Here is a 22,053-nt window from a genome sequence, read left to right on the forward strand (position 1 = left end):
ATTACTTTTCCCACTTAAATGTTGCAGTAAAAGTTGCATCATCAAATTTCCATACTTCGTTGCCTTCCCACATTCTCTTAAAATCTTTGTACATTTCTTTATGCTTTTTATCACCAGAAAAAATTAATTTTCCCTCAGCAATTAGCTCTTCTTTCTTTCTGTCCTGCTCCATTGAATTAAATCCGGTACACCACCATTGTTTTTCTTTCGGCCTGTATTCAAAAATTATGTTCCCCTTATCATCTTTTAAATACAATTCCATTGGCATTGCCAAGCTCTCATCTGTAATCCAATGTGGTTCTCCGCCAGTATATATTCCTATCTCTGCCCCTGCTCCAAGATTCAGATAATCACCTTTCCATAACCAAATTATATAATCTTCTCCTCCAGACTTGAATGAATACTTCTCTTTTCCCATATCAGTAGCCAAATCAAATACCATGTCATACATGTCGTTGTAACCGAAATACATTTGCAGTGCATCTTGTTGAGAATGATATACACCTTTTTGCTTTTCATCCCTATCAAATCCTGCAAACTCGAAAAGCGGCTGCATTTTACCACTTTGAGTTATTTTGAGAAAACTTTTGTATAAGGAAGTGCGTTTAAAAGTATACATTAACCTATCATTCCACTCCATATTATCATTTTTGTTAAAATTTTCAATATTATTTTTAAATTCATCATGTATTCCATCAAAGACTTTTTTGGGATTTTTTATTGCATCAATGACTGTCTTGGAGTTGGTTTTTATTGCATCAAAGACTATTTTAGGATTGTTTCTTATCTCAGTAAAAACTGTACTAAATAATTTGCTAAGCCTTTTTGAAAGATTTTGCTTTATTCCTCCAGCCTGACTAAGTTGTTTTTTTGCTTTTTTTACAGTAGCTGATCCTAGTTCTACTCCTTTTTGTATTCCTTGCTTTACTACTTCATATGCTATTTTTAAACCCTTCTCCCCTAGCTTTGCTCCTTTTTTAACTAGATTACTTACTGTTTTTAATCCTTTTGCTCCTGCCTTAACCCCTTGCTTAACTATATTTCCTACTGTTTTTATGCCGTTGGCTCCTGCTTTAGCTGCATGTTTTACTACGTTTCCTACTGCTTTTACTCCATTGGCCCCTGCTTTGGCTGCTTGTTTTACTACGTTTCCTACTGCTTTTACTCCATTGGCTCCTGCTTTGGCTGCATGCTTTACTACGTTTCCTACTGCTTTTACTCCATTGGCTCCTGCTTTGGCTGCATGCTTTACTACGTTTCCTACTGCTTTTACTCCATTGGCTCCTGCTTTGGCTGCATGTTTTACTACGTTTCCTACTGCTTTTACTCCATTGGCTCCTGCTTTGGCTGCTTGTTTTACTACATTTCCTACTGCTTTTACTCCATTGGCTCCTGCTTTAGCTGCTTGTTTTGCTGCATTTCCTACTGCTTTTACTCCATTGGCTCCTGCTTTAGCTACTTTTTTTATTACATTTCCCGCTATTTTTCCAAGATTAAACCCAAATCCCTGAATAACTTGTCCCTGGTGTTCCAGATGAATTTTAGAGGATTTTTTTCCTTGTAATACTTTACTTTGTGAGCCTTCTTTTACAGCTTTGCTTCCCATAATATCCGCTTCTTTTTCAAGCTCTGCATCGTCATTTACAAGTGTATCGGATTTCAATTGTATGGTAGGCTTTACTCTCCCCTGCATTTGTTGAACTACATGCCACCCTTCATGGGGAAGATGCTGTTCCTGTCCTGGTGAGAGGTATATATTTTTACCCTGGGTATAAGCCAAGGCTCCAATCTGCTGCGGCTTTTCAGAATTTTTATGTACACTTACATTTGAAAGATCCATACCTGAAATATTTTCAAGTCTTGCCCTTAAATTATGTTGCATGCTTGAGCTTGAAGCAGAAGTATTACCCTCATCCTTCTTCATTTGTTGAGAATTTTTATTGTCATTATTCTTCAATTTCGAAGCTTCTTTTTTACTATCTGAATCCTTTCTTATTTCAGATTTTGATGTTTCTAATGAAATTGGATTCATTGCAACATTAGTCTGTTCTAACTTTCTCTGATTTTTACGTAGTATTGCCTCCTCTCTTATTTCCACTGCACGCCGATATCCTATTGCAGATTGCAGAACTATAAACTCTTCTCTTGTTATGGCATACGGATCATTAAGCATTATCTGCAGTAACTTCTTATGATCTGTTGTTCTTACATTTTTTTTATTTGCAGCAAGCTTGTTCTTTTGATTATTATTTATAAAATTATTCGTTCTGCCTAGAGCCGGCTTCGGTTTTTTTGCTAACACTTTGGTCTGCATTAAATCACTCCCATTAAAATCTACTCAAATATATGTAAATTTTTATGGGCTTTTAACATCCATTTTATAAAAAGAGAGCTAAATTTAAATGACTCCCTTCTAGTTTGTAACATTATTCAATGATGCTGTTTTAGTTTCAAAGTTTATTTGCTTATACGCTAAAATAGCCTAATTTTATAGTGTACTTGAACGAAAAGAAAAACATCAAATTTTAAATACTATTTCTATTTCTTCATCGGTAATAACTACTTTTTCAATCAAGGCTTTTGCTGCACCTTTCTTTTGCTCCAAGCCGTAGTTATCCCAATTTTTCAGGTATTCTGAAAGGTCTTCCCCATTTATTTTGCTTTGAGAATTGTCTATAGAAAGTTTATTTATTTTGTTTTGCAACTGCTTTTTTTTATTATCAAGTTCGGTAATTTTTTCATTTACATAGTTTCCAGCCGTTTCATTTAAGATTAACAGACTATCCACCAATTTTTTTATATTTTCCTCAACTTCAGCAAGCTGAATTTTTAAATCATTAATTTCTCTGAAATTTGAGTTCGTTTCTTTAATATAATCCCCTTTTAGCGATTTCATTTTTTCTAATAACTTTGTTTCCACTATTTGCTCAATTTCTTTTAGATAAATTACCCTTTTCCTTCCATGGCAAAAGCCACTCTTTCTTCCTCCGCAGTTTACATAAATAAACTCTCGACTTTTTACAACTGTTACTGCATACCCACAATATCCGCATTTAATTAATCCGGAAAGCCAACTGTTTTTTCCTCTGCCACTGTTTTTTAAATGTTTGTTTTCATCGGCTATGTACTGGCATTTAAGCCATAATTCCGGGCTTATTATACCTTTATGCGGTGCTATGGTTACAAAATTATTAGTAAGGTCTGTAAATTTACTGGTAGTTATTGATTGCCTTTCTCCATATACATAGCAGCCATTTTCTCCTATAAAATCACTTATGTCATTATTTATAACAGCCCCTTTACTTTTTAAATAAAGATAAACGTCCGCATTTGCTTTAACATACACCGGATTTCTGATTAATCTTCCCAAAGCTGTGGCTGTCCAATTATGCCCTTTGTTGGTTTTCAGTTTTCTTGAATTCAAAAATCTTGCAATACCTCCCAAGGATTTTGACTCCTCCGCATACATACTGTATATCTGCCCAACAATCTCGGATTTTTCCTCATCTCTTTCAAACATATAAGTCTTTTTCCCATTTAAATATGTTTGAACCTTATTAAATCCAAAGGGAGCTATACCTCCAAGATATAGCCCCACCTTTCCTCGTTGATAATAGTTGTCCTTTACTCTTTGCTGGATTGTCTCTCTTTCTAGTTGGGCAAAAACCATTACTATTGACAGCATTGCTCTGCCCATGGATGTAGTTGTATCAAACTTTTCTGTCTGACTTATGAATTCTACCTTATATTTATTGAAGCACTCAATAATTTGTGCAAAATCAAGAAGTGATCTACTTATACGATCAAGCTTGTAGACCACTACTTTTTCAATAATTCCTATTTTGATATCTCTAATCATTTCCTCAAATGCCGGCCTGTTTATGTTACTTCCACTGTAACCCTTGTCAGAATATATTTTGTATTTTTCAGAAGATATTTCTTTCATACAAAATCCGATTTGACTTTCAATGGATATGCTATCTTTTTTGTCTACAGATTGTCTTGCATATATGGCAATCATAAGCTTCTATCCTTTTATCTTTAACCTTTTGAATATTCCATAAGGCTCTTTATAATATTGTTTACAATGGTGTATTCCGTAATCTTATATTCATATTCAGTTAAATCCGGCTTTTTGGTGATTACTTTAAAACCATTTAAGAATTCTTCCTTTTCTGTAATTATTAATACACCCATGTGTATATTCGCCCCTATTTGATTGTGTTACTTATATTTATTAAATAATATGGATGTCCTATTACATACATACTATTTAAAAGTTAATAGATATAATAGAACAGGGAGTACTATTTTATATAGTACTCCCTGTTTATTTAATAAGAATTACCAACTGATAAGCCTATCTGTCATTCAATCTCCAAGTTTGTTTCATTCAAATAATTACACACTTCATCTAATAAATCCAGTAATTTTTCGCTCTGTTCCACTCCTATTCTTTCTATAAGTCCGGAAAATAAAGAAGTAAAGTAGTTTATTAATTTTTCTACTTTCTTTTCCCCTTTAGCCGTTAATTTTATATCAGATACTCGTTTATCCTGAGAGTCAACATTGCGTTCAATATATCCATTGTTACTTAAGCTTTTTATTAATTCAGTAACAGTAGGGGAAGTTACAAACAGTTTCTTACTGATTTCAGAAACTGTAATGTTCTGCTTGTTATCATAAAAAAGCTGCTTAATGCAAAGTAAAACCCGTACTTCACTTTGCTTTAATCCAAATAATGACTGTTTACGCCTCTCAGTTCTTGCTAATTTGTCAAAGGTCTCTACAAATCTCATAGTATCTATATTTGAGTTTTCCTGCAAAAAATTCACCTCATTCGTAAATACATCATCAGAAAAATGATGTATTCAAATGCCCTTAAGATTTTATCCGTAACAATTATACATTATTAGCAAGCATTAAACAACGTATTTTACTTCAAGCCATACATCAAACTCAACATGTTTTACTTTTATATCATTTGATGAACGAAAGGACCGTATGTCAATGGCAAGTGGACTTGAAGTAAGGGTTCCCTTTGCCGACCACCGAATTCTGGAATATGTTTATAATGTACCATGGAAGATAAAATTCAAAAATAAGGTTGAGAAGTCACTTTTGAGGGAAGCTATGAGGGATTACCTGCCTGATAAAATTTTGTACAGGAAAAAGAGTCCATATCCAAAAACTCATAATCCTGAATACGAAGCAATAGTTTCGCAAATGTTTGAAGAAGTTATGGCTGCTCCAGATTCCATACTCAAGGATATACTACACCCTGATACTCTCCCACTTCTCCGTTCCGGCAGTAATGTAACTTGGTATGGGCAGCTTATGGGAAGACCACAGCTTATTGCATGGTTGATACAGTTGGATTACTGGTTTAAGGAATATAAAGTTAGGATAGTCTAACTAAAAGATAGTGTTGCAAAACATAATTTTTATCTTTTCTAGCCGTACGTGAGTATAAATTTTATCAATGGAAGCTTGGTTAAAGATATTTGCAGATGTTTATCGGCGAAGCAAGGATATTTTACCGGAAAATCTTCACGATGAAGGTTTTAGCGACACCATGAATCATGGACGATAAATGTGAGCGACGGTAAAATATCCTATGATGAGCCACTAGAAACACTTGCAAATATCTTGGAAGCAATCATTGATGCAATTTTATACGGTAGTACAGGTATAAATAATAAAATTAAGTTTTGCGTCACTCCAGTTTTGAATACCTATTATTCATTCCAAGGTTATGCTCAGTAATTTATCTCCATTTAACAATTTTCTGCTCTAAAATATCTATTAAAAAAAACAATGCTATTCCCACTGAGGACAATATTAAAATACCTTTGTACATACTGATATAATCTATTCTTGTCCATGCATCAAGAATATAGTATCCCATCCCCCAGGAAGTACCATATGCCTCGCAAAAAAAAAGAATTGATAGTGCAGAGCCTATTGTTACCCTAAGGCTGGTCAATATACCTGGTACGATATCAGGTATCACAACATGGATTAGTATCTGACCCTGAGATGCACCCATACTTCGTATATTGTAGATATACTCTTTATCAATACCTGTGACCGAATCTCTAACAGTTATTATAATTTGAAATATAATTATCATTGTAATAAGAATTATTTTTGAAACTCCCCCTAATCCAAATATAGTCATTATTATAGGGAGCAAAGCTGTTTTGGGAACAGGATATGTAAAAAATACTAGTGGATTTATAATTTTATTACACCTTTCAGATACAGACATTATATAGCCTGTCAGTGACCCAAGTAAAAGTGCTATTAAAACTCCTGCAAATATTCTGCATAGACTACTTCCAATATGCCAGAGCATGCCCTCTTGAAAAAATAAATAAAAACTCCTGTATACTCTTATAGGGTCAGGAATTATCCTTGTTTGAAAGATTAAATGTATTACATACCATATGAGATTTATAATTAACATACCTTTAGCATACACTGTTACTTTCTTCTTCACTGTTTTCATCCCACTCATCCTTTATAAGTTGTCTTATTATTGCCACAAGCTTTGTGTAACGGACTGCCGACCTATCCTCATATTCACTGCTTAAAGTTGTAATGTCACCAATTATTTTACCCGGAGAGGCTGACAGAACAATCACCCTGTCTGCCAAAAATATAGCCTCTTCTATACTATGAGTGACAAGTACTGTCGTAGCCTTGAAATCCCTTAGAACAGAACGTAACATATTCTGGGTATATTCACGTGTCAGGGCATCCAGCGCTGAAAAAGGTTCATCCATTAATAATATATCAGGCTTTAGTATGAGACTTCTGGCCACTGCAGCCCTTTGGAGCTGTCCTCCGCTGACTTGTGAAGGATACCTGTCCAAAATATCTTCTATTTCCATTCTTCGTGTTATTTCTGTTAGCCTTGAATAAACTTCTTCATTCAAAGGTACCTTTCTAATTTTTACAGGCAGTAGACAATTATTCCGGATGGTTTTCCACCTCAAAAATCCGCTATTCTGAGGAATATATGCAATTCTGTGTTTGGTGGGCTTCAACTCCTCTCCGTCTATCCTAACCTTACCTATAAAATTGTTTTGGACTCCTGCCAGAATTCGGAGCAAACTTGTCTTTCCGCAGCCTGACGGACCAATTATGGCACAAGTCTCACTAGTGGATACCTTTAAAGTTATAGGTCCTGCCACATGCTTTTTTTCTCCTTTTGAATCGTAATAAATACTAACCTCTGTCATTTCAAGCAAAAAGCTCTCGCCCCCTATAAAGATATATTTATATATATGCCGGAGTATCACAAAAAATATAGGATGCTTCTAAATTAAAGGGCTTGTTGAATTTGATTTTAGCATGGTATAATATTACTGTGAGATTTCTGTTTGATAATCTTTTTTGTCTTCCAATGAGGGAAGTCCGTTAGCGACTTTCCTTTTTATTTGTATTAATGGAAAATTCACACTACATAATATTGAATGTAAAGAAGGTGTAAACTTGGAAAAGGTTCTTATTGATATCGCCCTTATTCTAATTTTTACAAAAATAGGAGGGCTTGTAAGCCGAAAATTCAAAATGCCTGAGGTGTTAGGGGCATTAATTGCTGGTGTAATACTAGGTCCTGCAGTTCTGAAGCTTGTTGACTATACTGAGCACATTAAGCTATTGTCCGAATTGGGCGTAATAATGCTTATGTTTCTTGCAGGTCTTGAAACTAATGTAGACGAACTGAAAAAAGCGGGAAAAACATCACTTGTTATTGCTCTGGGCGGAGTAATTATACCATTGATACTGGGAACAGCTGCTGCATATTTGTTTTTTACAAATTTCTGGGAAAACCTCTTTGTGGGTGTAATTCTTACAGCTACCAGTGTCAGTATTTCAGTTGAAACCCTTAACGAACTTGGAAAACTCAATACAAAAGCCGGAGTGAATATTCTGGGGGCGGCGGTTATTGACGATGTTCTTGGTCTGATTCTTATATCAATCGTTCTAGCCGTATCCAAAACCGTTGGAAGCGGAGCATCCGGTTCAGATGCCGTAATAAGTCTTGTTCTTACTTTTGTTAAAATAATTGTATTCTGTGTAATTGCAGTTATTATGATTGCAATAGTGCCAAAATTTATTAATAAAATCAAGGCTGATAGCAGTCACAAGCGTGATCTTTTAAGCTACGCCATAGCTATGGCACTCATTCTGGCATTTATATCAGAATTACTTGGTATTGCTGCAATCACAGGTGCGTACATCTGCGGTTTGACACTTTCACAGTTCATACACAAAGACTACATTGAGAAAAATGTCAAAGCGATTTCTTCCGGCTTTTTGTCCCTGATATTCTTTGCAAGTGTAGGTATTGCAGCGGATATCAAGGGGTTGAACTTCGACGTTGTGCTTATTACCCTTGTTATGTTTGTAATAGCAGTTATTGGTAAGCTCTTTGGATGCGGTGGAGCAGCAAAGCTGTTTAAAATAAGCAAGCGAGAATGTATTCAAATCGGAGTAGGTATGATTTCAAGAGGCGAAGTTGCCATTATTACAGCAAACATCGGAATGCAAAACAACATTATTTCCGAGGGGATTTATATTCCAACGCTGATTGTAGTTATACTTACAACAGTCATAACACCGGCATTATTAAAAATTGTATTTAGCTCAAAACATAATAAAAATGAATCTGTAGCGTGATTATTGAAACCTACAGTTTACTGTTTTCATAAAAAGGATAAAAGCCTGGGAGATATTTTATATTAATATCATCCCAAGGCTTTTATATTTTCTATTTATGAAGAAAATTCATTTTTTCTCTGCTACTTATAACTATTCTATTTCAGCCTTCAAATCATTTTCTGTAATCTTTTTATTCAGCAAGTTTTCTTTTTCAGCCCATTCTATAGTGGATTTCAATTCGCTATTCCCAGGAAGTTCGGTTTTTCTGTAATCGGGCAGTACAATACTTCCTTTCATGTCTTCCGGGTATCCGATAAATTTAATGACTTGGTCCTGATACTCTTCTATTGGATTTTCCTTTAGATATTTTACGGATTCATTATAGGCTTCATTCAATTTTTTAATTACTGACGCTTTTTCTTTAATTGTAGATTCCTTAAAAGCAATTACATTGCTGTAAATATTATTTTTATAAGCAGAATCCAGTACAACGGCACCTTGTTTAATTGCCATTGAAGAAAAGGGCTCAGGAAGCAAAGCAAGCTGAACCTTGTTGTGTTGAAGCATCTCCAAACGAACCGGTATGGAAGGCACTGCCACCTTTTTAACATCATTAATCCCAATACCATTTTTATTCAGAATTTTATCCAGTGCATATTCTATTATGGTATTTTCAGATATTGCAACCTGGTGCCCTTTGACTTCTTTTATGCTTTTTATACCTGATTGCTTACTTGCCAAGAGTATAAAGTCCCCGTCTGTTACTCCGGTTATTTTGACTTTAAATCCTGCGTTCCGGTAAAGACAAACTGCTACCATATCACATAAAACACCGTCAATGTTAGAGCTTTGAAAGGCCGCATCCCTTTCCCCGGCACTTTTGAAAACCTCCATATCTACCCTTAACCCGTACTTCTTAAAAATACCCTTGTCTTGGGCTATTATGTATGGAATAGCATCAACTGCTGGAGTTAGACCTATTTTCAGATGCTCCTCGTCAATATGACTTTTTTCCTTGCTGCAGCCGCAGACAGCAACAATAATCAAAAAACACAATGATGCACAAAAAATTTTAATAATCAATTTATTACTCATATATTCAACCTCCATAAATGCACTATATTACGCATTTAGCTTTTTTATGAATAGTAAAATCCCCGGTTACTACAGCCATTGTCGCTGTAGTAACCGGGGATTTCGTGCCTGAGTATAAATTAGACTATTTTGCTGTCAACTTCTGATTAAGGTTGTTTAAAACAGTCATAACAAAGTCAGATGTTACCTCACCTTTTGGATTAAAATTGCCCTTGTCATCAAGTTTTATAACTTCAAACCCAACCAAAGCATTAACTGCATTTCTTGCCCATGATGCAACTGAGTTGGTATCTGATATTTCAGGAGTTGCAGCCGGAAGCTGTACACCACTTAAAGCTGCTATTTTCCATATAAATACCGCAAGTTCTTCTCTTGTTAGTTTTCTATTTTCATGGTAATTCCCTTTTTTGTCAGAAGTTATCAGCCCCTGCTGCTTAGCAATTTCAAGAGGATTTGGGGCACCTGCAAGAACCAGTTCAAAGAATTGGCCTCTTGTAATAGTACTATCCTGTCCCTGCTCTAAAGCTATGATATTTTCATAAAGTTCCTTGTTTTCGTTAAGTTTATCCTTGCTTCCTGCCGTAGAATATGCTCCATTTTTAAGCATATTTTCAATCATGGTAGCCGTATCCTTGACATCTTTGACAGTAACGGATTTAATTTCTTTCAATATCTTTAAAATATCCTCTGATTTAATACCCATCAAATAGTAACTTATAGCAGTATTGGCACCGGATATTTCACCTGTAGGTACAGTGTAATTGCTGAATGACTTTAAAATATAACTATCCAGTTGTTCCTGAGTAAGATTAATATTCTTAATAAATTCAGGTAATCCGTTATATACTTCAAAAGTTTCCTTGATATTCGGGTCACGGTAGGATGCTAGTATAAAGCCTTCATCACTAAATTCAACTATGTTATCATACGCGCCGTATCCAAATCTTATCTTTGGAGTAATATAGTTTTCGTTTATTACTGAACCTATTGGTATATATTTTCCGCTAAATACAGCTCCCATTTGCTCATATGGTGCATAAAGCATATTATATTGTACAGAGCCATCTACAGATATGCCCTCACTTTTTGCAGGCTTAGGAAGTTTTGAATAGTCCTGTTTGACAATATCCTTTGATGGTATACCAACAATAAACTTCTTTATTGAATTTTCAAATTTGCTAATGCTGTTTTTATTACCAGTAAAAGTTACTATCAAATTCTTTTTGTTTGTAACTAAAGCTTTAACATTATCCAGCTCCTTTAAAACCTCTTTTGGATTTTCGGAGAGCTTATTTTCCAATTTTGTAAGAAAATTGTAGTAATCAATAGCAGAAGTATAATTCAGATAGTTATATCCTTCATTGAAATACGATCTGCTTCTCACAAGCTGTATACTTAAGGGATTGCTTGTGTATTGAGTTTTCATTTCTGATATTCTGGACTTTACAATATTCAATATATCAGTACTTTTGCTTATCTGTGTATTTAAAATAATGTCTTTGACAACTTCAAGCTGCTTGTCATAATCCCCTATTATACCGGTCCAGGACACACTTAATACAGGAGAGTATTTTGTATAAGTCTTGTCAGGTATTATAGATAAGTTGAAGGATACTCCGTTAATATACCTTGTCTTGAGATTTCCCAACTCAGCCTTGTCACTTTTTTTGGTATCAAGATTTCCTAATAATTCAGTATAAAAGTTCAAGTAATGTAGCTTGTCCACAGGGACAGATGAAGTATCGAAATAAAGGCTGGTGGATTCCGTCTCCCCAACGTTTGCTTCTGCAGATATCAATCTTACTCCCTCTGATTTGGTTTCTTTAATATTATAATTTTTTACTTCTTCAGGTAAATCAGAAATATTTACAGCCTGAATACTTTTTACAACATCTTTATTATCTTCTCTACTATTCCACTCGTTGTAAGTTTTGGTTTCATTAACAATGGCATCTATTTGCTGTTGGCTCATGGATGCCTTCAAGTCAGTCAAATACTTTTTCTGTTCCGCTGCCTGTTTTTCTGAAAGTCCTGCCTCAGGAACAGTAGTAACCAGTGCGGTGTTTTTATTATTTACAAGGAATTTTTCTGTAAGGCCTTCAAAATATCTTTTGCCGGACTTAGCTGAAATAGACTTTATGTTCTTAATCATATTATTGTAAAAATCAAGGCTGTCAAAATTAGCCCAAAAGCTGCCCACCTGAGTAGACAAATTTACACCCAGGTTAGGGGTTTCCGTGATATTTGATAATCCCCTTATTTCCCCGGCAAGTACAGCATCAACATCAGCCGACTTAAAGCCTGATTTTACAATACTATTCAGGTATTTATCAACAAGTGCTTTAATATCTGCTTTTTTACTTTCATCAGTATTTTGTACCGAAAAAGTTAATACAGGTATTGATAACCCGGTGTTGAAATTAATTAAAATATCTCCTCCGAGTTTTTTATCCCTGAATTCCTGTTTTAAAGCCGATGTTTCGCTTCCAAACAGCTCGCCTAACACAGCTATTCCCAGTAAATCTTCATCGGACATATTTTTAATAGGAAAACAATAATCAATCTGGGATGCATTTTGAGTGTTTGTACCAACAGCTACCGGGTATTTAAAAGTTTTTTCAATTGTTTTATTAAATGGCTCAAGTTTTAACTTTTCAATCTTAATATCTTTTTTGTTATACTTTGAAAGATAACTCTCATCAATCATTTTAAGAAATCTTTGATAATCCACATTTCCGTAGAGAACCATTAGTGAATTTGAAGGATGGTAGTAAGTATCATGAGTCTTAATCACATCCTCATATGTCAAATCCTTTACCTTATCTGGGTCTCCTCCTGATATAGTGGATTGGGTACTGTTTGGGAAAAGTGTTTTTAAGTCATTGTATGCGGCGGCAGTTGAAATATTTCCAAGAGCACCCTTCATTTCATTATATACAGTACCGCTGATATTCAGCTCCGCCTTATTGTCTGCCATTTCATATCTCCAGGCTTCTCTTTTGAAAATATTCTTGTCGTTATATACAGACGGATAATATACACAATCCAAATAAACCTCTGCTAACTTTAAGAGTTGATCCTCACTCAGTGATGAGACAGGATATGTAGTAAAGTTTTGAGCGGTAAATGCATTTATAAAGGTAGAGTATGTTTGATTTAAAATTGTGAATAGCACGTTTTTCATAGGATATTTCTGTGAGCCAGATACAGTTATATGCTCCAATACATGATTTACTCCCGTATCGTTGAAGGCAGGTGTTTTGAATGAAATATCAAACGCTCTGTTAGTATCCTTATTTTGAATAAAAATAAGCTTAGCACCTGTTTTTTCATGCTCAAATAAAACAGTTTTACTGTCTATTAGCTCCATATCCTCAACTTCCTGAACCTTAAAGCCGGCTACTACCTGCCCTACCTCCGGCAATGCCTTGAGTTCTGTCTGAGCAGCATTTACACAAGGTGCAGCATTAAGAAAAATGCTCAAAATTAAAACAAATGACATCATATAGGAAACAACTTTTTTCATTAATCTTTTCTCCTTTTATTTTTTATCCTTCGCTTTGTATAACTATACGATAAAAATAAAAATATGTCTTATAAAGTTTACAAAAAATTAGTAAAATAGGTTTCATTATCATTTATTCCAAGTCCATTCTTAGCCTAATGAATAAATCTATACTAGCATTTCCAACAGTGAGGCTGTTAAAAATACTATGCTTATAATCTGGTTCAGTGAATACGCCGTAAATGAATATACTTCGCCTCGGGTATCATCAGGTTTTCTGACATTTGCAACAAGTAAATGTTCTATAGCAAAAAGTACTGTTATTATCAATAGTCCTGAGAAATATATTATTCCAAGCTGCTTGCAGATTAGTCCTAAAACAAGCAGGAAGATACAGGATATAATATGGAAAATGCTTGATATATGAAGTGCCTTGTGTATACCGAATTTCACAGGAATTGAACGCAGTTTGTTAGCCTTATCGAACTCATAGTCCTGTATACTGTATATTATGTCAAATCCAGCTACCCATAAAGTATTTGAAACACCCATTATCAAAGGTGTTACAGATAAGTTCCCTGTTACGGCAATCCATGCACCCACTGGGGCTGCAGCAGTTGTAACCCCTAAAATTATATGACAGAGCCAAGTAAACCTTTTTGTATAGGAATAGCCTGTCATGAATATAAGAGCAAGAGGTGACAGAATCAGGCAAAGAATGTTCAACATAGCCGCGGAAAGAAGCATTATTCCAAAAGAAGCTGCCGCCAGCCCATAGGCTTCATTCTTACTAATCTTTCCCTGTGGAATCTGTCTTGTGGAAGTTCTTGGGTTAAGCATATCAATCTCTGCATCTATAGCCCTGTTAATAGCATTAGCACCTGTTCTGGCACCCATAAACGCCATTAATATCCAGAATACTTTCCATGCACTTGGAAAACCATTTGAAGCCAGCAACATGGAAATAACAGCAAAAGATAATGAAAATATAGAATGAGAAAACATTACAAGAGTTCCATAGTCAGATATTTTTCTTATTACCTTTGAAGCAATCATAATTCCTCCTTATCAGAAACCGTATTCCTTCCATCTTTTTGTTACCAATGCTTTTATACTCTCCGACATTACTATTTCATCAGGCCATGTGCGGCTGTAGCCCTCCTCCGGAAATTTTATGGTAGCGTCAATGCCTATCCTGCATCCGTAATGTCTTTGTAAAGAGGCGTGGTCCAGTGCATCAAGAGGTCCGTCAGAGAATACTATATCCCGCCTGCCGTCAATATTGTTGAAGACTTTCCATGCAACTGTTGATAAATCATGGGGATTTACAGATTCATCCACAACTATAATCATTTTTGTGTACATCATCTGTCCCGAACCCCAAATTGAATTCATTACTTTTTTAGCATGTCCCGGAAATCTCTTTTTTATTGAAACAATAACACAATTATGAAATACACCTTCAAGTGGAAAATTAATATCAATAATCTCCGGAAATTGAATTCTTAAAAAAGGAAGAAATAGTTTTTCAGTTGCCTTTCCCAGATAACAGTCCTCCATGGGAGGTTTCCCCACAACTGTGGCAGGATAAATAGCATCCTCTCTGTATGTCATACAAGTCAAATGAAAAACCGGATACATATCTGCAAGAGAATAATATCCTGTATGATCCCCAAAAGGCCCTTCCAGACGAAGTTCCTCTCTTGTGTCCACATATCCTTCCAGAATAAAATCAGCATTTGCCGGTACATAAATATCATTTGTTATAGACTTAACCAAAGATACTGGTTTTTTTCTTAGGAACCCTGCAAATAATATTTCATCTATATATTCTGGAAGAGGAGCTGTTGCAGAATATATTACCACTGGGTCACAGCCTATTACCACTGACACAGGCATTATTCCTCCAATAGCACGGTACTTATCATATATACTCCTGCCGTCTTTATGAAGGTGCCAGTGCATTCCGGTAGTTTGCCCATCATATACCTGCATACGATACATACCCATATTTTGTATACCTGTTTCAGGGTCTTTTGTTATAACCACAGGCAAAGTAATAAATTTGCCTCCATCCCCTGGCCAGCATTTTAGTATTGGCAGCTTTCCCAAATCAGGACTATAATCAATAATCTGCTGGCACTTTCCTTTTGTGGGAAGCTTTATTGGAAAAACAGACGTCAACTGTAATAGAGATGGAACGGCTTTTACGGTTTTAATAAATCCCGCATAATTTGCTGCATCAATAAAATCGCCTATTTTTTCAGCAACCTCCTCAATTTCTTCAACACCCAGCGCAAGGTTCAACCTTTCATAGCTGCCAAAAGTATTTATAAGCAATGGAAATTTTGAATTTCTTACATTTTCAAAAAGAAGAGCAGGCCCACCGTTTTTTACCACTCTATCTGTTATTTCGGTAATCTCGAGTTCAGAATCCGTTTCGGCTTTTATTCTTTTAATAAGTGCTTTCTTTTCGAGTTTATCAATAAATTCATGAAGATCTGAATATGCCATATATTCCCCTTTCTATAAAATCAAGCCTTATGAAAATATTGACCTGTAGAGGTTAAATTAAACCAAACTAGAACCGCTTCATGTGAATTTCTTTAATAAAACTGGATATTCTAACAATGTAAATTAAATGAAAATTAACTAATTAATTTAATTAAGGAGAAAAATATATGTCACAGAATCTGATAGAAAAAGCATTCTCAAGACCGGTAGAATCATATTGGATTGGAACCACCCCCCAAACCACTTACCCTGAACTGAATGAGAATATTAAAACTGACATTCTGATTGTAGGAGGCGGAATAACCGGAATAGCGGCAGCATATTTACTTCAGAAGGAAGGCTTGGATGTTGTTATAATAGATGCCGGCAGAATTGCTCATTCCACATCAGGACACACCACAGCAAAAATAACTTCTCTCCACAGCGTAAAATATGCAAAACTGATAAAGCAATTGGGAGAAGAGGGGGCAGGCAAATACGGAGAAATTAACGAAAAAGCAATATCCATGATTGAAGATATAATAAAAGAAAACAATATTCAATGTGATTTCAGCCGTCAACCAAACTTTGTATATACAAAAGAAGAACAATATATAAACATTATCGAGGAAGAGGTAAATGCAGCAAAATCTATTGGTCTTCCTGCAAGATTTGAAACCTCTCTGCCCCTACCCTTTTCTGTTCAGGGAGCAATATGCTTTGATAATCAGGCTCAGTTTCACCCTCGTAAATATCTTCTGTCCCTAGCAGATATATTTATAAAAAACGGCGGTCACATTTTTGAGAATACGGCAGCTATTGACATCCATGAAGACCGTGAATGTACCACATCTACCAGAAATGGGTTCAGTATAAAATCAGATAAGGTAATAGTAGCCAGTCATTTCCCATTTTATGACGGATGGGGATTTTATTCGGCAAGAATGTTCGGTGAGCGTTCTTATGCACTTGCAGTTAAATCCCCTGTCAATGTTCCTTATGGAATGTATATCTCATATGAACAACCTACAAGGTCTATCAGAACCCAACTCGGAGAAGACGGAAACCAGCTTCTTATACTGGGTGGGGAGCACCACAAAACGGGTGGAAACATAAACGAGAAAGAAAAATATACAAAGCTTATAAATTTTGCAGAAACCGATTTTCATGCTACAGATGTACTTTATCGCTGGTCAGCCCAGGATTATACAGCAATGAACGAAATACCTTATATAGGACATATCACAGGTAAGAAAATGAATATTTTTGTAGCCACAGGGTTCCAGAAATGGGGTATGACAACCAGTCATGTATCAGCGATGATAATACGTGATATTATTGCTAATGGGAAAAGCGAAGCTGAAAATATATTCAAGCCATCAAGGTTTACTCCTGTTAGTTCTGCAAAGAACTTTATAAAAGAAAACGCAGATGTTGTTAATAATCTAGTTTCAGGAAAACTGGAGTCTCCCCCGGAAGAATTTAAAATACTTCCCGGTGAAGGCAAGGCAGTAAAGTATAAAGGAAAAAAAGCCGGCGCATACATGGATAATGATGGAAATGTTTTTATAATAGATACAACATGTAAACATCTGGGTTGTGAAGTTAATTGGAATTCTGCGGAAAAAACCTGGGATTGTCCCTGTCATGCTTCCAGATACAATTATGACGGGACAGTGATTGAAGGCCCCGCTATAATCCCTCTTGACAGGTTAAAATAAAATTCGTGTTTTATCCCTGTCAATATGTTCTGATTTCTTTTGGCACCTTTTAAAAAAAGCAAAAGGTATATATAAAATAAACCAAAGCAGACAGCCCAGAAGAAATGTAGGTATAAGATACCAAGGACTCCCAACATAATTAGCAAAAGCCTCCATAGGTGAACCCGGTGCTGGATACCTTAGAAAAAAGTAATTTCCATTTGTAGCTATATTAATAGGAGTAACCATAAGGGCAAAAGTTGCCAACATTGCAACTGTTTTTGGAAGGCTGCGTACATCTGGCCTGAAGCCCATGCCAAAAACCATAAATAGTGGAATAAAGCAAATAATTCCATGAACCAGCATACTTTGCATATAAATAAATGACAAGGACGGATAATAATAAATATCAGGTGTTAAAAGTGTCATAAAAGCCGGTGCCAATCCCATGGCATACGAATATTCCATCAGCAGTCTGCTTCTGGTAATAGTCATTACCGGAAGTATAATGCACATAAGACTGCACAAGTGAAGAGGCAGAGTATAGCCCCATGAAAACTTCCCTACAGCATTGTACCAAAGTATCTGTGCACATTCTGACAAGGGCAATATCAAACTGACAAGTATAAGCATCCTCCACTTTTTTTCCTCGCTTTTATCTTTAAAAAGGACAGTCACAATACACCACGTGCAAACTACCATTCCCACAGCAAGAAGATGTTGTACAGAAAACAGAGAATTATGAAGTCTTGAAGGTATATTATCTATATAAGTAAAAAAATATCTGAACATATAAAACCTCCTTGTCCTACTTGCCGTTATAATAAAATTATATTCTTATGACAATCAATTAATCCATAGGTATGCAAATTATTTTGTTGACTTATATACCAATTCAAGTAAAATTAGTATATAGACTAGTTAAGAAATCCTTTAATTATAAAGGATATGGAGGTTAAGATGAGAAGAGATGAGATCAGTAAGGTAATTCTGTCTGAAAGCGATATTCCAAAACAGTGGTACAACATAGTTGCAGATATGCCAAATAAGCCTGCACCCTATCACAATCCGTCAACACTTGAAATCATTAAGCCTGACGATATGAAAGCTATTTTCCCGGATGAAGTAATCAAACAGGAAATGTCTTCTGAACGTTACATAGATATTCCTGACGAGGTTCGTCAAATGTACTGTCAGTTTAGGCCAAGTCCTCTTTACAGGGCAAAAGCTCTTGAAAAACTGTTGGACACTCCTGCAAGAATATACTATAAATATGAGGGAACAAATGCTACGGGAAGTCACAAGCTTAATACCGCTATTCCACAAGTATATTATAATAAACTAGCAGGAATAAAAAGACTTGCAACGGAAACAGGAGCAGGACAATGGGGCAGTGCCTTAAGCCTTGCAACAAGTCAGTTTGGATTGGAATGTTCAGTTTACATGGTAAATGTCAGCTATCAGCAAAAACCTTACAGACGTTCATTTATGAAAACATTTGGAGCAAATGTTGTAGCAAGTCCAAGTACACTTACAAACAGCGGACGAAGTATTCTGGAAAAAGACCCAAATTGCTCGGGCAGTCTTGGAATTGCAATAAGTGAAGCGGTTGAAGATGCAGCAACACATGCTGATACCAACTATGCTCTAGGAAGTGTTTTGAACCACGTATGTCTGCATCAGACCATAATTGGAATCGAAGCAAAAAAACAAATGGAGTATTTGGATGAATATCCTGACGTAGTTTTTGCGTGTTGCGGAGGCGGAAGCAATTTTGCCGGCCTGGCTTTCCCATTTTTACAAGATAAACTCAATGGGCGTAACCTAAAAGCAGTTGCAGTTGAACCATCAGCATGTCCTACTTTGACAAAAGGTATATTTGCATATGATTACGGAGATACCGCAAAAGCAGCTCCAATAACAAAAATGTACACTTTAGGACATGACTTTATTCCATCCGGTATACATGCCGGAGGCTTGAGATACCACGGTGATTCCGCTATTGTCAGCCAACTATATCATGACGGAATCATTGAAGCAAAAGCATATGGTCAAAAATCCGTTTTTGAAGCAGCTGTATCCTTTGCACGAACAGAAGGAATAGTTCCTGCTCCTGAATCAGCACATGCTATAAGAGCTGCAATGGATGAAGCACTTTTGGCAAAGGAAGCAGGCCAGGAAAAGGTTATACTATTTTGTCTCAGCGGACATGGATACTTTGATTTTGCGGCATATGAAAACTATTTCAATGGACTCATTGATGATATAGAATTTTCTCCTGAATCCACAAAAGAAAGTTTACAAAACTTGCCGAATATAAAGTAGTTTTCCGCTTAACATCAAGTAAATAGAAGGGCTTTATAAACAGATATTTTTTTGTTTATCACCTGTACGAAGAGTATAAATTATATCAATGGAAGCTTGGTTAAAGATATTTGCATAAGTTTATCCGATATAAACTCTTGCAAATATCTTGGAAGCAATCATTGATATAATTTTATACTGAAGTACTGGTGTAAATTCAAAAAACTTTCTGTTTTAGGACTTTTACGTCAAAGGGAGTAAGTTCTAGCACTCCTTGTCTCTCTTCCTCGGTAAGCAAATCCGTGTAAATCCCGTTAAGAGAAATCTCTTTCTTTTCAGCATTGAAATTCATTATAAATATATAACGGTTTTGCCCATCCGCACGATACTGTGCTGTTACTCCATTTGGGAGCTTAGAATCTAATGTATGTGTAAGTGATAACTTATTCGTAAGGGCAGTATAAAAATCATCAATAAAATCATCTCCCGTGCGAGCTGCAATATAGTAGGCATTCCCCTTTCCAAAACAATTAACTGTAAGTACCGGTCTCCCTTTATAAAAATCGTCTCCGTACACAGCCAGAACCTTTGCAGATTCTGCATGAATCAGCTCACAGAAATCCTTTATCCTGTAATTTCCAATAAACTCTAGAGAATTATCATTCATTATGAGGCTATTGCTTTCATCAGGGTGCAATGTATCTATTTCCTCGCTCCAAATGCCTGTAACAGTGCGTAGGGGCCCCGGAAATCCTCCCAAATGACATAAATCATTCTCATTTACAATTCCGCTCCAATAGGTGGTAACAAAAGTTCCTCCCTCATTTACAAAAGCCTCTATACGCTCTCCCACACCGGGATGGGTCATATAAAGCATTGGTGCAATAACAAGCTTGTACTGTGAAAAATCTTCTCTGGCACCTATAATGTCTACCGGTACCCCTTGTTTCCAAAAGGCTGTATAATGTGCGATACAAGTTTCCTCATACTGTACCCTGTCACGAGCAAGAGCTTGTGCCTCCTCTATGGCCCAGCGATTTTCCCAATCGAAAATAATGGCAACCTGCGGGTGAACTGTAGTTCCAACAACCTCATCAAGTTTTTCAAGTGCTTGCCCCACCTGTGCAACATCCCTGAAGACCCGTGTATTTTCATGACCTACATGATCTACTACTGCACCATGGAATTTTTCAAAACTCCCCCGTGATTTTCGCCACTGGAAGTACTGGACAGTATCACTTCCATGAGCTACTGCCTGCAGAGATGACAGCATATGCATTCCGGGCCGCTTTAGCTTGTTTACCTTTTGCCAGTTAACGGTACTTGGGGTACTTTCCATCATCATAAATGGTTTCCCCTGCTTTAGAGACCTGTTCAGGTCATGGATAAAAGAGGTTCGGGCAGCGATTTTCCAATCTGGCTGCTCTGTGGTATGCCATGTAGGATAATTATCCCAAGAAACCACATCCAGTTCTTTTGCAAGCTCTCTGTATTCTATACCTGGAAAGGTTCCCATTAGATTTGTAGTAACCGGAACTTCAGGTGTTAATTCCCGTAAGGGTTTTATTTCGTTTTTAAAAAAATCAATTGTCTGGTGTGAAACAAATCTTTTCCAGTCCAAAATAAGTCCATGAGTCTCATGCTCACCTCGCGGAGATGGCGATTCAATTTGTGACCAATCTGTATATCGGTGTGACCAGAATCCCGTCCACCACTCATGGTTAAGCTTTTCAATGTCATTCTCATACTTCTTTCGGAGAAAATTGCGGAAGGCTTCCTGACACAGCCTACAATGACATTCCCCACTGTATTCATTTGAGATATGCCACAAAATCAGCGCAGGGTGCTTTCCATAACGTTCTGCCAACATACCATTGATTTGGTTAACTTTTTTACGGTAAATGGGAGATGTAAAACAATGGTTATGGCGTCCCCCATGTAAATCCTTGAACCTATCAGCCTGAGTTCGCAATATTTCAGGGTATTTTTGTGACATCCAAGGGGGTTTTGCACCACTTGGAGTAGCAAGAATGGCCATCATTCCGTTTTGGGCAAGCCTATCCATAATATTGTCCAACCAACCAAAATTATATTTCCCTTCTTCCGGCTCCAGTGCCATCCACGAAAATATTCCTACTGTCATTACATTACAATGGGCAAGTTTCATAAGTCGAAAATCTTCAGCTATTATCTCTGGTGTCTCCAGCCACTGCTCAGGGTTATAATCTCCACCATGTATAATATGTGGAAACTTGCTGCTAATAGGCATATATCTGTCCATTC

16 protein-coding genes and 1 pseudogene are annotated in these 22,053 nt (G+C 36.2%); 5 read left to right on the forward strand and 12 right to left on the reverse strand.

The window, feature by feature from the left end; all coding sequences use genetic code 11:
* Position 1: 1 nt before the first annotated feature.
* The 4 genes from K412_RS0103480 to K412_RS0103495 form a co-directional block, all read right to left on the reverse strand.
* On the reverse strand, positions 2-2,314 hold the full coding sequence (locus K412_RS0103480) for an eCIS core domain-containing protein (protein ID WP_024831824.1): 2,313 nt from the start codon (positions 2,312-2,314) through the stop codon (positions 2-4).
* A gap of 204 nt (positions 2,315-2,518) precedes the next feature.
* A complete protein-coding gene (locus tag K412_RS0103485) occupies positions 2,519-4,021 on the reverse strand; it encodes a recombinase family protein (protein ID WP_024831825.1) in 1,503 nt (500 codons plus the stop codon).
* A 20-nt stretch (positions 4,022-4,041) separates the two neighbouring features.
* On the reverse strand, positions 4,042-4,197 hold the full coding sequence (locus tag K412_RS22465; RefSeq protein ID WP_173585606.1) for a hypothetical protein: 156 nt from the start codon (positions 4,195-4,197) through the stop codon (positions 4,042-4,044).
* A 170-nt stretch (positions 4,198-4,367) separates the two neighbouring features.
* Positions 4,368-4,826 (reverse strand): MarR family winged helix-turn-helix transcriptional regulator, encoded by a 459-nt coding sequence (locus K412_RS0103495; protein ID WP_024831826.1) that lies wholly within the window; start codon positions 4,824-4,826, stop codon positions 4,368-4,370.
* A gap of 163 nt (positions 4,827-4,989) precedes the next feature.
* On the opposite strand from K412_RS0103495, the pseudogene K412_RS0103500 reads away from it, so the two are divergent.
* Positions 4,990-5,415, forward strand: a pseudogene (locus tag K412_RS0103500) (asparagine synthase-related protein); the annotation flags it as partial.
* Between the two features lie 180 nt (positions 5,416-5,595).
* Positions 5,596-5,766, forward strand: coding sequence for a hypothetical protein (locus tag K412_RS22275; RefSeq protein WP_157833809.1), 171 nt, complete (start codon positions 5,596-5,598; stop codon positions 5,764-5,766).
* Position 5,767: 1 nt separating this feature from the next.
* Here the strand turns inward: K412_RS22275 and K412_RS0103510 are convergent, their stop codons facing one another.
* A complete protein-coding gene (locus K412_RS0103510; protein WP_242835513.1) occupies positions 5,768-6,511 on the reverse strand; it encodes an ABC transporter permease in 744 nt (247 codons plus the stop codon).
* Complete coding sequence (locus K412_RS0103515) at positions 6,474-7,247, reverse strand: ABC transporter ATP-binding protein (RefSeq protein WP_242835666.1); 774 nt, start codon at positions 7,245-7,247, stop codon at positions 6,474-6,476. The genes K412_RS0103510 and K412_RS0103515 overlap by 38 nt, the downstream gene beginning before the upstream one ends.
* A 253-nt stretch (positions 7,248-7,500) precedes the next feature.
* On the opposite strand from K412_RS0103515, the gene K412_RS0103520 reads away from it, so the two are divergent.
* Positions 7,501-8,691, forward strand: a complete 1,191-nt coding sequence (locus K412_RS0103520; protein WP_024831830.1) for a cation:proton antiporter — start codon at positions 7,501-7,503, stop codon at positions 8,689-8,691.
* A 132-nt stretch (positions 8,692-8,823) separates the two neighbouring features.
* Here the strand turns inward: K412_RS0103520 and K412_RS0103525 are convergent, their stop codons facing one another.
* From K412_RS0103525 to K412_RS0103540, 4 genes are all read right to left on the reverse strand, one after another.
* Entirely contained in the window at positions 8,824-9,768 is a 945-nt protein-coding gene (locus K412_RS0103525) for an ABC transporter substrate-binding protein (protein WP_024831831.1), read from the reverse strand.
* Positions 9,769-9,892: 124 nt separating this feature from the next.
* Complete coding sequence (locus K412_RS0103530; protein ID WP_024831832.1) at positions 9,893-13,294, reverse strand: insulinase family protein; 3,402 nt, start codon at positions 13,292-13,294, stop codon at positions 9,893-9,895.
* Between the two features lie 147 nt (positions 13,295-13,441).
* Positions 13,442-14,329, reverse strand: coding sequence for a UbiA-like polyprenyltransferase (locus tag K412_RS0103535; RefSeq protein ID WP_024831833.1), 888 nt, complete (start codon positions 14,327-14,329; stop codon positions 13,442-13,444).
* A gap of 12 nt (positions 14,330-14,341) precedes the next feature.
* Positions 14,342-15,787: a menaquinone biosynthesis decarboxylase gene (locus tag K412_RS0103540; protein WP_024831834.1), complete on the reverse strand. Its 1,446-nt coding sequence runs from the start codon at positions 15,785-15,787 to the stop codon at positions 14,342-14,344.
* A gap of 167 nt (positions 15,788-15,954) precedes the next feature.
* Here K412_RS0103540 and K412_RS0103545 point away from each other — a divergent pair, with 167 nt between their 5' ends.
* Entirely contained in the window at positions 15,955-17,487 is a 1,533-nt protein-coding gene (locus K412_RS0103545; RefSeq protein WP_024831835.1) for an FAD-dependent oxidoreductase, read from the forward strand.
* Here the strand turns inward: K412_RS0103545 and K412_RS0103550 are convergent.
* Positions 17,479-18,258: a YwaF family protein gene (locus K412_RS0103550; protein WP_024831836.1), complete on the reverse strand. Its 780-nt coding sequence runs from the start codon at positions 18,256-18,258 to the stop codon at positions 17,479-17,481. The two genes, K412_RS0103545 and K412_RS0103550, sit on opposite strands and share 9 nt — an antisense overlap.
* A 168-nt stretch (positions 18,259-18,426) precedes the next feature.
* On the opposite strand from K412_RS0103550, the gene K412_RS0103555 reads away from it, so the two are divergent.
* The gene (locus tag K412_RS0103555) at positions 18,427-19,791 is read left to right on the forward strand and encodes a TrpB-like pyridoxal phosphate-dependent enzyme (protein ID WP_024831837.1); all 1,365 of its coding nucleotides are present in this window, start codon (positions 18,427-18,429) and stop codon (positions 19,789-19,791) included.
* Between the two features lie 196 nt (positions 19,792-19,987).
* Here the strand turns inward: K412_RS0103555 and K412_RS0103560 are convergent, their stop codons facing one another.
* A complete protein-coding gene (locus tag K412_RS0103560; protein WP_024831838.1) occupies positions 19,988-22,051 on the reverse strand; it encodes a beta-galactosidase in 2,064 nt (687 codons plus the stop codon).
* Positions 22,052-22,053 lie beyond the last annotated feature (2 nt).

This window comes from Ruminiclostridium josui JCM 17888, from assembly GCF_000526495.1.
Lineage (GTDB): Bacteria > Bacillota > Clostridia > Acetivibrionales > DSM-1351 > Ruminiclostridium > Ruminiclostridium josui.